The sequence below is a fragment of the Microcoleus sp. CZ3-B2 genome, from assembly GCF_036705055.1.
GTDB lineage: Bacteria > Cyanobacteriota > Cyanobacteriia > Cyanobacteriales > Microcoleaceae > Microcoleus.
Window position 1 is genome coordinate 69,816 of the sequence record NZ_JAUBTN010000007.1, and the last position, 13,664, is coordinate 83,479.

Consider the following 13,664-nt stretch of genomic DNA (forward strand, 5'->3'; position numbering starts at 1 on the left):
GGTAAAAGGATAGACAAGAGTCTTCGCGGAAAAACTAAGCCGAGGGAGAAACCGAGGCTACCGCTACGCGAAAACCATTGAGCTTCCACTTATAATCCGCCGAGTTCGCGTAGCGAGTGGCACTACGACACCCGTCCGAAAGGTAGTACCAACAACCGCCACGCTGCACCCGGTTATTATCTGTACCAGTTTCCCAGGAACTTCCGTCAGTTGGTGCGCCGTTATAGTTCGAGTGAACCCTATCGCTGCACCACTCCGAAACATTCCCGTGCATATCGTACAGTCCAAAGGCATTGGGAGGAAAACTCCCGACATCTGTTGTTTCTCGACGCGGAAGTCCTTGAGGGGCGTTTGCGTACGACAACCTTCCGTCACAGTTGACTAATTCTTGGGTAATGGTTTCCCCAAAATGAAATGGGGTTGTTGTACCCGCACGACAGGCGTATTCCCATTCTGCTTCACTCAGGAGGCGATATTTTTTCCCGGTTTTTTGTGAGAGTTTGCCACAGAATTCGACGGCATCATCCCACGATACAGTTTCTACAGGACGTTTTTTACCTTTGAAACCCGATGGGTTATTTCCCATCACTGCTTGACACTGTGCTTGGGTGATGGGATATTTTCCTGCATAAAAAGCGGGTACTATTACTTGATGCTGCGGACTTTCAGTATCGTATCTACCTTCCTCTGTTGCTGGCGAGCCCATCATAAAAGTGCCGCCGGAAATATAAACCATTTCCAGTACAACTCCGTTACCTAAGTTTTCGAGGCACAAGTCAGCATAATGACGGCGGCGACTGTTTTCTTTCCCTTCAGCATCAACCGTTATCACATCAAATTCAAAAATAGGCAAATATTTGTCTAACTGCTCTTTTATATTTAGTTCATCTCTATCCTTCAGCAGCGAATAGGCTACAAACTTCACCAACATTGATTCATCTTGCAGTGCCCCAACTATCAAATCTAAACCTGCATCTCGATATTTCAGCGCTTCATACAGTGCAGCAATTTTCACCTCGACAATCGGTGAAGCTAAACGACTCTTAACACCGGGAATCCCGCCTAAGACAGCAGCACCGAGGGGGGGGTGGATTTTGACCGCCGAGTACGGCATCGTATTCTCTTGGTTGATTTTGATTTTCTGTCATTGTACTATTTCTTAAGATACAAAATTGGACAGCCAATTGAGCAAGTTTAATTCATGGAGAATGATTTGCCTCGCTTCCGCAATTTTCTCCCTCGCTTCATGCCAATAATCCGCATTAGCCACAACCTCTTGAATAAATTGTACCCCTTTTTCATCCAAACTCGGCAGCCGCAGAAAACTCCCCGCCGGCAACAATTTATCCGCCGCCGAACCACCGTAATAAATTGGCAAACACCAACCTAACAAAGCATCCCAAAGCTTCTCGCTGACATACAAATCGTTTTCTGCATAATTTTCAATAGCTAAGTTGTAATAGTATGGTGCGACGGCGTGCCATTTATTGTTTACAGTACCGTTTCCCTGTGCCCAAGTTGGCAAGTTTCGCCCGTAAAGGTCAAAGTCTAATTTTTGTTGTTGCAGCAATTTGATAAAATATAATCGCTGTCGGTGGTTGGCGGTGCGGCTAACACCTGAAGTAATCCAAGAACAGGATTTAGTTTTCGGCGGCGCAGGCATTTCATCGAGTTCTCGAAACGAGTTAGAGTGATACCAAATCGCGGGCATATAATCGGGTTTTGGTGCGAAGTCGTCGGGCCCGGAAATGTAGCCGCAATAAAGTTTTGCTTGTTCGTAGTTGGTTTTAGTAATCTCAATAACTTCTGGTAAGGGTGGCTCGCGGATCAGGTAAATTATGCGTTCCTTGGGGACACCGCGCAATTTGTCTCGAATGTCATTTTCTGGATTTTGAGGGCTTGGACGGCGGATTTTGTCGAGCCAGGATTGCTGTTTTGGCGATCGGGGAAAGTCGAATTGATACATCAGTAAAAAATCAGGTTTGGGGTGATTTGCTAGCATTTGAATGTTGCCCCATTTGCCGAAGTTTTGGGGGGTTTGTTGCCACAGCCAGTCGCTTTGGTTGATGCCTGGATAGGTGGTGATTGTGCCGAGAATTTGTGGGTTCATAATTAGTAGTATGTAGGGTGCGTCAGCTTGGGTGATTTTCGCCATAATTGATAATTTAAAAGCTGACGCACCGCACAGTTAATGGTGCGTCTGTTTTGATAATTTTATCAATTGTCTGTCGCCTGCGGACTGACGCACCCTACCAATGACTCATCCACATAACTCAAAATCCTCTCAATCCGATTTTCCCATGAAAATTGCTTGACAAAATTTAATGTTTCTGCATAACCTTCGATTTTCCTCGGATACTTGGTTAAACAATCTCGAATGCTTTGTGCAAACTGCTGCGGGTTATCCGGTTCGCACCAAGTTGCTGCTATATTTCCCGATTTAAATTCCCTTAAAGATGCAATCTCCGTCGCCACAATTGGAGTTCCCGACGCCATATAATCAAAGAACTTCAAAGGAGACGTGAACGTCGCGGCCTCTGTCAAACAGTGAGGGTGAGTCAAAACATCCGCAGCTTGCAGCAAGCTAGCCAGTTGATTTTGAGGCAGGTATCCGAGAAAATTAATGTTGTTAACTTGCTTCTCTTTAGCTAATTTCCGGTATGCTGTAACTTGGGATGAATCCCCACCGGCGATCGCAAATTGAACTTCCGGCAATTCCTCGGCCACATCCACCAGCATATCGACACCTTTAAACGGGTAAAGTCCCCCCGCATAAACTGCTAAATGCTGCCTGTCACCTGCTAATAATTGCTGTCGCCAATTCTCGGCTGCTGCTGCTTGTCTCGCGAGAAACAAATGATTAAAACCGTTGTGCAGCGTAATTACTTTATCTGGCGGCATCCCATTCTCAATCATACTCTCTCGAACAGTATCTGCAACAGTTACAGCAATTTGAAATAGAGGATTACTCACAATTTCTGGTGCAAATTTCTTGTCTTCATGGTGGTGCTGTTCGTAGATAGCGGGAATTCCGTTTTTAATAGCAGCTTTGACAAAGTTCCAGTCGCGGCTGTGGACGATTTTAGTTGATTTTAGCAGGTGAATTGGTAAATAATATTTACAAACTATGGTACTCGCATTCGTCCACTTGTTGTCCCAAAAATCGAGGTGAGGCACTGGCAAATCTGCTACTTTTAATTTTTCCTCAAGATTGTAGATTTTGGCAAGTTTGTCAGCGGGTTTTCTCGGTTGAAAAGGAAAAAGTAAATCAACCGGATTTAAAGCACTCCAGCCTTTGCGAAGGTATACCAAAACTGCTGGATAACCGAGATTTGCTGCGGCATTTGCAGAGTGTGCAACTTGAACTAAGCTCGCTACATTGGGTTGCGGCAAGACATTTCTGGTAAAAAATACATAATATTTAGACATAGGAATTGTTGATTGTTGACTGTTGATTGTTGACTGTTGACTGTTGACTATTAAGGATCGAAAACTTAATAACTTAAACACCTCCTACAGTTCTTTCTCTTGTAAGTTGCAAGATCGAAGGAGGCAGAGCCTCCGGATCTGCATTACCAGGCTCTGCCTGGTAACGAGCAACTAACAACTAACAACTAACAACTAATAACTAATAACTAATAACCAATAACCAATAACCAATAACCAATAACCAATAACAACTACCTACTTTTTAACAGTCTGACGTTTGATAGTATTTTCTATAAATTCTAAGGTTTTAAAAATATTAGCAGCCGAGTGAAATGATTCTCTAATTAACTCGTCTTTTTCTTCGGGAGAATCTACCATTTCATCTACTAGCAATTTGAGGTAAGCTATCATGGGAGTCAGGCGAGTGCGAATTTCGTAAGAACCTCTAATTAATGCTTCATCACGAGCGGTTTCTTCGGCAAATTGCACTGAATACAAGCGAGTGTAGTAACCTCCTTTTGCTAGCAATTCTTCGTGGGAACCTATTTCTACTACTTGTCCGCGATCGATTACGGCGATTTTGTGGGCTTTTTGGACTGTGGAGAGGCGGTGGGCGATTACTAAGGTTGTGCGATCGCAACTCAATTTCTCGATCGCCGATTGCACATATCTTTCGGAAACCGTATCCAGGGAACTCGTAGCCTCGTCTAAAATTAAAATTTCCGGGTTTTGCAGCAAAGCTCTAGCAATGGAAATTCTCTGACGCTGCCCTCCCGATAATATTACACCCCGATCGCCAATTTGAGTATTCAACCCCTCCGGCAACAGTTCGATAAACTCATAAGCATTCGCTCCCCGCGCCGCTTCGACAATTTCTGCCTCACTCGCTTGGGGCCTAGCGTAAGCAATGTTGTCGCGCACCGAAGCATTAAACAAAAACGTATCTTGGCTAACAATACCCATCGCTTTTCTGAGACTTTTTAGCTCAAATTCCCGCAAATCCGTCCCATCTATCGAAATATTACCTTCAGTAGGATCGTAAAATCGCGGCAGTAAATCTGCCAAAGTTGACTTACCAGAACCCGAAGTTCCTACCAAAGCCAAAGTAGTGCCGTGAGGGAGAAATAAATCAATTTTTTGAAGAACTAAATTCTTGTGATTCGGATAACTAAAAGATACTTTATTAAAACTAATTCCCGATCGCAAATGAGTGTACGGCACAGAACCGTTCAGCATAAACGGCTTGTCATCGCAGCTCAAAAAATCATTAACCACCTCTACACTAGCCGACGTATTCGCAAATTGGCTGCGCCCGCTATTCAACTGAGAAATCAAAGGAATTAACCGAAAAAGTACCAATAAATAGGTCAATAAAACCGTTGAAATCGACTCTATTTCATTTGCAAATATTGTGCGACCTATAAATACAATCAAAAGAATAACTATTAAATTAACAACTTCGTTAATTGGGGCGATCGCCGCATAATTTACCTGAGCTTGAAAATCTGCGTGTTCTCGCCTTTGAATTAAATGCTTGATCCGCTGATACTCCCTTTCCTCGTTCCCCGTTGACTTGACCAGCCGAATCCCAGTTATAGTTTCCAACACCCTAACCGAATAATCCTTCGACATTTCAGAAAGCACCATGCCAAAATGCTTAGAACGGTGAATAATATATTGATTTGTCCAAGCAACTAACGCCAGCAAAACTGTAGCTGTCACCGTCAGTTTCCACGAGATAGAAAGCAGCAAACCCACAAACACCAAAACAGTAATTGAAGTAGTAAACATTCCGATCGCCGTACCAACTGCACTAGCCGTCCTGCCAATCTCTCCGCCCAATCTATTAATTAAATCCCCGACTTTAGTTTTGGAGTAAAAATCCAAATCTACTTCTAACAACAACCGCAAACCTGCTTCTCGCAAATCAAAAGTCAGAGAGCGCGTCAGAGAAGTAGCCACTAAAGTATTGATATAACTCGCAATATTTTTCAAAAAGATTGCCACAAAAATCGCCGCTGTCATCAACATTAAACGCTGATTTTCGGGCATTCCTTCAAAGGGATACATCAAAGTTTTAATGAGAGTTGGAGCGCCGCGCAGCTCCACCGCTTCATCCAAAAAATTTAAAAGCACCGGTACAATCAGAGTAGTGCTGATACCGCTGAATAAAGCCCCAGAAAAGCCCAGGATCACAGTTAATAAAATCCTGCCGGGATATCGTCTGGCAAATTTTAGGAGTAGCTTATTCGCAGACATGAAGCGTTCCCAGCTAAACAGTATGGCATTTCAAAATATTCTTTAATTGCACCCAGTTATTCTTCCTCCATTCAGTCGCTTAAATATCACCGACACTACCTAAAATTATTTCTGAAAGTATCAGTGCCATTGCTTGAATGCTATATTTTTTTACGCATCTTTCCCGAGCTTTCATTCCTTGCAAATTCGCGACGGTCAAATTTTGAAATATCCATTGAATTTTTTGGGAAATTTGAGCGGGAGAACTTGGCTCGACTAAATAACCAGTTCCTCCTAAAATTGCCGGAATATCCCCCACCCGTGTAGACAAAACAGGCTTAGCCATTGCCATTCCATCTGTCAGCTTGAGCGGAAACTGAGCCACCGCTGTCAGAGTCTCTCGCTGAGGAACAACGACAACGTGAGCCGCCGCCACAACTTCAGGCATCGTCTCGACTGGAAATCTTGGCAGTTTAACAATCCAACGTCCCCATTGTTGCATAAGTCTATCATCATAATCGTCATAAGGACTTCCGCCGACGATCGCTAATTTTAAATCCGGCTCGTTTAACTGTTCGAGGGCCATCAAAACATCCTCAACACCTTTGTGAGGTCGAGGCGCACCCGGAAACATTAATATTCTATACCCAGACAAGCCATAACGCTCTCTGCTCAATTCAGGATTGTATTTAGCAGGATCGAAAATTTTAGTATCCTTACCGTTCGGCAAATATACACCACCAAAACGCTGTTGTAAAAATTTAGTATGAACGGTGACTGCATTAGCACGGTGGATTAAACTTTCCATCCACTTGATATATAGCGGGTGATCGGGTTTTCTCAATTGACCGTTTTGTTTTAAAATATCTCGATAAAGTTGTTTAAAAGAAGGACGATATTTCCATTCATCTGGATCGCACCAGCTTAGTTCCCAGTCATCAATATCTAAAATCACAGGGCGCAGAGTCTCCAGTTTTTTTAGCAGCGATAAACCAAAGCTTGTGGGTTTAGGTTTGACTGCATAAATAATATCTCCATCTATTTTTTTCAAAATTTTTTGAGCATCCATCAAAAACGTGGGATAGTTTGTCCCTGGTATCGCACAGACTGGGATGTTTGCAGGAGGAATCGCGTACAATTCTTGACCAAACTTAAATCCAACAACTTCTACCTCGTAGTTAAGCTCGATCAGGACTTGAGCTAAGAGAAAGGCACGAATTGCGCTTGCTCCCGATAAATCGCTCACCACTAATGAAACTTTCACTGAGCATTTTTTTTAACATTTACTTAATTTTCCTGCTTAACTGACCTTTTGTCAAGGCGATCGAAACTTGGGTTTTCAGACAAAAGAAATGGAGTTTTTAACCGAGGGAAAGCTCACTTGCTAAGTAAGTCATTGGTCCTTGGCCATCAGTCATCAGTCATCAGTCATTAGTAGGGGGGAATTTAGCTAATGATCTATGATACAAATGACTGAAAAATGGGCTCAACCCGCCCTCTTGCTCTTGCTTGTTCTAGGTAAATTCTCGGATGTATTGACGCTATTGTTTAAATTTATTGCCAGAATTTTGTTACTTTTGATGCTGTTTCGCAGCCAATTTCAATTATTTTAAACGCCAGGGATTGTTGAGTTGATTTGGTAAAAATATTTTAGCAGTGCGATCGACTATTCGAGTCAAGAGCGATCGCGTGACGTTCTTTGCGTACTGCGGGCGGTAGGGATAGGTGCAGTGCATAACTTTAATCGGTTTGTCGATCGCATAAGCATCTTTCCACTTATCCAAGTAGTTGTAAACAGGCGACAATGTTGTCATTTTCGGTTGGACAAATTCCACAGCCGCCGCAAAAGCACCTTGGTCTTTCAATAATAGCACATTTTGGTTGACCACTACTATCTCGAAATATTTCTTAAAACTTTGGAAAACTTCGCAATTTTTACTGCTTTTCGTAAAAGCGATAAACCCGCCGTTGTATTGAATGCTATTTTCATTTAGTGGCAATCCGACCGATTGCAAAGTTGACAGGATGTCCTGCTTAATTCTTAATAAATTTGCAGCTTTAGCAATTGCTGGCTGCACATCTTCTGTCACCAACAAATCCACTTCGTCAAGATAGTCGAAAACTTCATCTATTGGCGACAACAAACAAATATCGCAGTCCATATAAATAGTTTTGTCAAACGAAGATTCTCGGTACAAAGCCAGTTTAGCTTGGCGCGAGGCTAAAACAGGATTTTCGTGAGATGGTGCAGGTTTCAATATGACTTTTCCAAATACCTGAAGTAAAGGATATAAAATTTGAGGCACTCTATCTATTAAAATAATAATTGGTTCCTGGTGAAATTTCCTGATTGAAGCCAAAAAATGAATGCAATCTTGGAATGAGTAAAGACCTGTTAAAATAGTGATAAATCCCTTGGTTTCTACTGTCATTAAAAAATTAACTACTTTAGTTTTGTGGACTTTGGCGTTCAGGTTTTGAGGCGGACTGAAAGCCTCACTACGAACCGAGTTTTTTAAGTGAAAATTAAGGAATCTAATTTGTCAATAATTTCCGCATCTTGTTTGATGTCAAACTTGCGCGCAAAGTGAAAGTTGCCGTTAGTAATTGTCGCATAATCTTGCACTGTCAGCGTTCTTGGCGAACCTGCTATCGCATTGGTATAATCAATATAGCGTTTGTCGTCATTCACGAGATTTAAGTTTTTATTGTTGACTAAGATAGTCTGGATGAAAGACTCTTCTGGGACTACTGTTTTTTGATAATAGTCCACAAAATCCGGGCGAGTATTAACAAAATCTTTGATGTATTCAACGCACTTTCTAGAGAGAGTGTACCACGCCCAGCCGCCGTAGCAGATAAACCGATCGCTAAATAAGGTCGATCGGCGCGGTATCCCCACCAGCGGACCGTAACTCAGGTAAAATTGCAGCGGAGTCAATTTTTGCACCGCCGACAACTGCTGAAATTCTTTCAAAAAATTGTAACTCCAGCGGCCGGGAATTCGCCAGTAACGGCAATAATACCGCTTGAATCCTTTCTGTTTGTCCCAAGGTATTCCCTCAGCCAAAACATCCCAATACCGAATAAAACCATCCGAGTCTGTTTTCGCGAGAAACTCCTCAGTTTTTGACAGCGGTTGAGTGGGATAATCTTGGCCGGTTAAATTAATCAGCCAGTCAAAATCAGAATTATTGGCAAATAACCAATCAATTGCATTTAAATAGGGTTGAACTTGACAAGAAAAATCAGCGCGGATCAAATATTCTTGATTGGTCAACAAATGAATATCTGACAATTCTTGCAGCGGAGTCAAGTCTAAATCGCATCTATTAAAGTTGTGATTGATGAGGATTTGAGCGTGAGGAGTCGATTTTTTTATAGCGCGAACCAGGCGATAAATTTGTTGGGGATTTTGATGGGTTTGGATAAAATAGCAAATTTTCACGGCTATTTCTTAGAGATAAATTGATTGAGGCGGCTTTGGAGGCGGTTTGCTTTCATAATTAGATGGCGGCGGGTTAAAAATATTTGCTGCTGCCAAATAGATGCGGTACACCAACGATAATAAGCAGGAACGGCTACGTTTGTCAAAAAATTGCGCCACTGCGAAATAATCTGGGAATTTGCCGTTTCCTGCGCTCTGATTCTACCATTTTCGATCGTTGCCGCGCGCAAATTACGATCGCCCCGCAGCATTTCAACAGCAGCAATCGCTTCCTCCGGCGAAGCTACTTCTATGTAATCAAGTTCGCTTTTGCGTTCCCTGCGGTATGCAGATTCGCGTCCCAGAACCGCCGGAATGCCCGCGTGCCAAGCGTTAATCAATTTCGAGGGAGGTTTCGAGTCAAAAGTGAGTTCGCCCTCAAAACTGCGAACAGCCACAATCACATCAACTTTACTGTAATCGTGCCAGCGATCGCACCCCACGACTTGCCAATCCAAACCCAAAACGCCGAGTTTTTCGCCCCAGGATGGTGCTTGCAATTCCGGTGCTAGACTGTCTAAAACGCCGAAGAAGGCTGCATTTTTAAAGATTTCGCCCCGGCCCGCATCGCGGGGAATCAACCCTGGTTGCAGCCAAAATTTGAGCGGATGACACTGCCATAAAAATGGCGATCGACTAAATAGCGGATCGCGATCGTTCTGCACCACTTGTAACTGAGCGTAAGGGTGAGGTTCTCTATCCACTTTAATACAAACAACCAGCAACTTTGGCAGCGGTTGTAAATTATCGGATAAAAAATCTCGATGGGACAGCACGATGCCTTCATCCGGCATAAAATCTATTAATTGACATGGCAACCCGTCCGCTTTCAAATAAAGATAAGTTTGCAGAGTCCAATCATACTTGCCCCGGCCGTACCTGCTACCCCAAGAACTCATCCACTGCCAGTATTCTTGAGGAATTTCTGGCATTTTTCCTGCAGGCCACTGGCTTTTAGGAATGTAAAAATAAATCGGCGGCAAACTTTCATTCATTTCTTTATCCAGCCTGCTATTTGTCAAGTATCGATCGGCTCATTTTCTATTTTAATACGCTTGGGTTAAAACTGCTTATCCCTTCCAAAAATTCCTCCGATACGCCCTACTATCTCGATGGCTTGGGGACTAGGGGGTATGGGATGAAATCTCCAACTATAACAACTTTTAAGTAAACCGTCTTAGGCAAAAATGCAGTTTTTTGGTGTAGACTATTTAGATGAATCAAATTATCTTCAAAAAACATCGCACTGTTACCAAAGAAACTGACTTGTTCAGCGAATCTTGCGTGAAGACGCATCTTGTTGTTAAAAAATTCGGTTTTTGACTGCCCGCTAAGACGGTTGAAAAATATCGCACATTCCACGCTATAGTAAAATATAACTATCCCCAAATCGCTACCACGGCGTACTCTCACCCCAAAACCGATCGAACAATGGCAGATACAAGTATTGTTGAAAAAATTAAAAAGCTGTTAGCCCTCGCCACCTCATCCAATGAAAATGAATCGACGGCGGCGGCCGAAAAAGCTTCGGTTTTACTGGCGCAGTATAATCTCAGCCTCGCTGATTTAGGCCCGAATCACCAAGAAGAAATGGGCGAAAGCGGAGTTGAAACCACCTCCAAATTTGTGACTTGGAAAATGATGCTGCTGTCGGGAATTGCTGAAGCTAACGGTTGTACTGGTATGCGGAACACTTATACTGGTAATATGTTTTTGGTGGGAAGCTCTACAAATCTGATTGTTTGCAAGCACCTTTACGAGTATTTGAGTTCTGCGATCGAGAAACGGGCGAAATACCGCAAGGGAAGCGGCCGGGGATTGGCGTATCTGAATGCTTTTCGGGTGGGATGCGCCACAAGGCTGAGACAGCGATTGCTGGAACAAAAGCGGGAGATGGAGGAGTCTGGGATTCCGGGTACGGCTGATACGGTGGCGACTCCTGCGATTGTAGTGCGATCGATGTTTGAGAAGAATCAACAGGCGATCGCCGATTATTTAAAAGGCCGAGGGGTTAAAGTTAAAACGAGAACAGATTCTCAAGTCAGCAGCGAGGCTGGCTTTAATTCTGGCTATGAAGTGGGCGACAAAATTAGTTTGCAAAAGCAAGTCCAGCCGCCAGAGGATATGAAACAACTTAATGAGTGTGTTTGAGTTCGGGATTGTTGTTTTACAAAGGAAAGTGCCATGTCAGACCTAGAAATGGTAGTCCTGCATAGTAAGGAAAGTTAAGGATTTTAATTGATACATAAACTGGCGTTATACTCATGAATAAAATACCAAATAGCTGCCAATATGATGGAGATTTTTTTAGAGAATGAAATAGTTTTTCTCACCAATCGAGATATTCTTTGTCTCAGCGTATTATTAAATCTTTCTATATAGTTTGTCAGATTAGTATCCTTTCCTACTGTCTTGTATCTTTTTTGAGGAAAAACTGTTCTATAGGTACTCCAAAAGTCTGTATAACTTACGGCACATTGACTATAAGCTCGTGGCAAATAATCCCATAATCCTTGAGCGCCAGCTTGATCTCTTTTGCCAATATATACTCCTACAATTTCTTTGGTAGATACATCAATTGCCAGCAAAATCCACTGCTTATTACCTACAAATCACCACATTTCATCACATTGAATTGTTAGCTTCCCCCTTTTTTTTAACTTTATTTCTACTTATCTTTTTAGAGCTCCTAATTTTTTATAAACACATATAGCGGTTATCAAAAAAGTGAGGTATGCCCTAGGCCCACCCTTCGACTTAGCGAGCGGGCAAGATGCCCTATGCCCTATGCCCTATCAAATAGATGTGCGATTAATCGGTACAGCTTCCGGGGACATTCTTGCTACAGCTAAATTAGTAGGAGAAGCGGATCAAAGCGATTCCAATTTTTCTGTCCGAGGTATTGGTGGTAATTCCGGCAGTAGCAATGAAGACGGACTTTTGAGCGCGGCAGTTGATAAAGCGGTATCCCAAATGGTGACTAAACTGGCAGAAGTATTCAAAAAATTGCCGTAAAATAATCATACCAAGTTCGGTTAAAAAATTCGACATTCCTCAAGATGTCAGGATGGGAAAGACGAAGTTGTATCCTTTCTTAGAAAGATGAGCTGCTAGGAGTGGGCATAGGGCATCGGGCATAGGGCATCGGGCTATCCTCACCACGCTTGAGAACCGCTATACCCCAGAAACCTGGTTTCTCTAACAACCATCAGTTGACAGTTATCTAACTGTAAAAAAACCAGATTAGGAGTGTGTATTTCACAAACCCGGAATACGCTGTATGTCAGCGAAAAATAACAGACAGTGCCTCAACAAGTGGATGTTTCATCTCTCTCTTCTCTTCCTCTGTGTTCTCTGCGCCCTCTGCGGTTAAATAATTCCGATTCAACCGGAAACGATATCAGCCCAAAAAACATCCTCAACTATTGAGGGTGACAAAAAGTTTTTCCGAACAGATTCGGATTATTGCCAATCGCCGAAATCTTGATTGAGAAACTCGTGCATTCTCTGCCAAACTCGCTCCAGCAAATCTGGCGCGCTAACATCAAACCATTCAATTTCAGGATAAGCTCGAAACCAAGTTCGCTGTCTCTTGGCAAATTGCCTCGTGTGCAAAATTGTTAATTCCTTAGCTTGATTCAGAGTAATCTCGCCAGCCAAATATTGTTTAATTTCCTGATAGCCCAGCGTGTTCAATAAAGGCAATTCGCAGCCGTATTTTTTAGACAAAAATTCTACTTCACTCACCCAACCGCGTTCTAACATTTGTTCGGTGCGCTGTTTGATGCGATCGCCCAAAATATCAATATCACAATCCAACCCTATTTGTAAAATAGGATAATTCGGAGGAATTTCGCCCTGCTGTTCCGAAATCGAGCGCCCGGTGACATAAAATACTTCCAGCGCCCTTAAGGTTCTGAAGGAATCATTCAGGTGAATTTTCTCCGCTGCAGAGCGATCGACCTGCTGCAAGATCGCGTAACATTGAGATTGTCCTAGTTCCGCAAGTTGCGATCGCAATTGGGGCATCGGTGCAACCCTCGGAATTTTCAAACCCCTGACAATCGATTTAATATATAAACCAGTCCCTCCCACCAACAACAGCGGGGGAGAAACCGGAACATCGATATCAGCAATTATTTTTTGAGCTTGCTGCTGGTACTCCGCCAGTGTTAAAGTTTCTGTCGGATCGCAGATATCAATTAAGTGATGCGGTACCAAAGCGCGATCGGTTTTTGTAGGTTTTGCAGTCCCGATGTCAAATTCGCGGTACACTTGACGGGAGTCCGCACTCAAAATTGCCGATCGCAGTCGTGAAGCCAAAGCCAAAGCCACTCCCGACTTCCCCGTCGCCGTCGCCCCGCAAATCGTAATCAATCTAGACATAAGCTGTCGCACATTTCCCTATAAAAACTCTCAAATCCTCTCGTCTCCATGCTTTCCCCTCTCTCCCTCCACTGAATGACGGCCCTACGCCTCGGAAATCCCGAAGTAATCTCAAAACTATTCG

General features: G+C 43.0%; 11 protein-coding genes and 1 pseudogene. 2 read left to right on the top strand and 10 right to left on the bottom strand.

Annotated elements, in window-relative coordinates; all coding sequences use genetic code 11:
* Positions 1–34: 34 nt before the first annotated feature.
* The 8 genes from QUA97_RS04855 to QUA97_RS04890 all read right to left on the bottom strand — a co-directional run bounded on the left by QUA97_RS04855 (position 35) and on the right by QUA97_RS04890 (position 10,149).
* On the bottom strand, positions 35–1,114 hold the full coding sequence (locus QUA97_RS04855; RefSeq protein ID WP_333193518.1) for a formylglycine-generating enzyme family protein: 1,080 nt from the start codon (positions 1,112–1,114) through the stop codon (positions 35–37).
* Between the two features lie 45 nt (positions 1,115–1,159).
* Positions 1,160–2,110, bottom strand: coding sequence for a glycosyltransferase family 10 domain-containing protein (locus QUA97_RS04860; protein WP_194068885.1), 951 nt, complete (start codon positions 2,108–2,110; stop codon positions 1,160–1,162).
* Positions 2,111–2,217: 107 nt separating this feature from the next.
* Positions 2,218–3,429, bottom strand: coding sequence for a glycosyltransferase family 4 protein (locus QUA97_RS04865; protein ID WP_333193521.1), 1,212 nt, complete (start codon positions 3,427–3,429; stop codon positions 2,218–2,220).
* A 255-nt stretch (positions 3,430–3,684) separates the two neighbouring features.
* On the bottom strand, positions 3,685–5,688 hold the full coding sequence (locus QUA97_RS04870) for an ABC transporter ATP-binding protein (RefSeq protein ID WP_194068868.1): 2,004 nt from the start codon (positions 5,686–5,688) through the stop codon (positions 3,685–3,687).
* Between the two features lie 79 nt (positions 5,689–5,767).
* Positions 5,768–6,931, bottom strand: coding sequence for a glycosyltransferase family 4 protein (locus QUA97_RS04875; protein WP_194068869.1), 1,164 nt, complete (start codon positions 6,929–6,931; stop codon positions 5,768–5,770).
* Between the two features lie 340 nt (positions 6,932–7,271).
* Positions 7,272–8,099, bottom strand: coding sequence for a hypothetical protein (locus QUA97_RS04880; RefSeq protein WP_194068871.1), 828 nt, complete (start codon positions 8,097–8,099; stop codon positions 7,272–7,274).
* A gap of 83 nt (positions 8,100–8,182) precedes the next feature.
* Positions 8,183–9,115 (bottom strand): beta-1,6-N-acetylglucosaminyltransferase, encoded by a 933-nt coding sequence (locus QUA97_RS04885; RefSeq protein WP_194068873.1) that lies wholly within the window; start codon positions 9,113–9,115, stop codon positions 8,183–8,185.
* 2 nt (positions 9,116–9,117) lie between these two features.
* Positions 9,118–10,149, bottom strand: a complete 1,032-nt coding sequence (locus QUA97_RS04890) for a glycosyltransferase (RefSeq protein ID WP_333193528.1) — start codon at positions 10,147–10,149, stop codon at positions 9,118–9,120.
* 436 nt (positions 10,150–10,585) lie between these two features.
* Here QUA97_RS04890 and QUA97_RS04895 point away from each other — a divergent pair, with 436 nt between their 5' ends.
* Positions 10,586–11,305: a DUF2786 domain-containing protein gene (locus QUA97_RS04895; RefSeq protein WP_194068877.1), complete on the top strand. Its 720-nt coding sequence runs from the start codon at positions 10,586–10,588 to the stop codon at positions 11,303–11,305.
* 83 nt (positions 11,306–11,388) lie between these two features.
* Here the strand turns inward: QUA97_RS04895 and QUA97_RS04900 are convergent.
* Positions 11,389–11,814 (bottom strand): annotated as a pseudogene (locus QUA97_RS04900) (IS1 family transposase); the annotation flags it as partial.
* Between the two features lie 127 nt (positions 11,815–11,941).
* Between QUA97_RS04900 and QUA97_RS04905 the strand changes: the two are divergent.
* On the top strand, positions 11,942–12,169 hold the full coding sequence (locus tag QUA97_RS04905; protein WP_333193533.1) for a CsgG/HfaB family protein: 228 nt from the start codon (positions 11,942–11,944) through the stop codon (positions 12,167–12,169).
* A gap of 447 nt (positions 12,170–12,616) precedes the next feature.
* On the opposite strand, the gene miaA is transcribed toward QUA97_RS04905, so the two are convergent.
* Complete coding sequence (gene miaA, locus QUA97_RS04910; protein WP_333193535.1) at positions 12,617–13,540, bottom strand: tRNA (adenosine(37)-N6)-dimethylallyltransferase MiaA; 924 nt, start codon at positions 13,538–13,540, stop codon at positions 12,617–12,619.
* Positions 13,541–13,664: the final 124 nt, after the last annotated feature.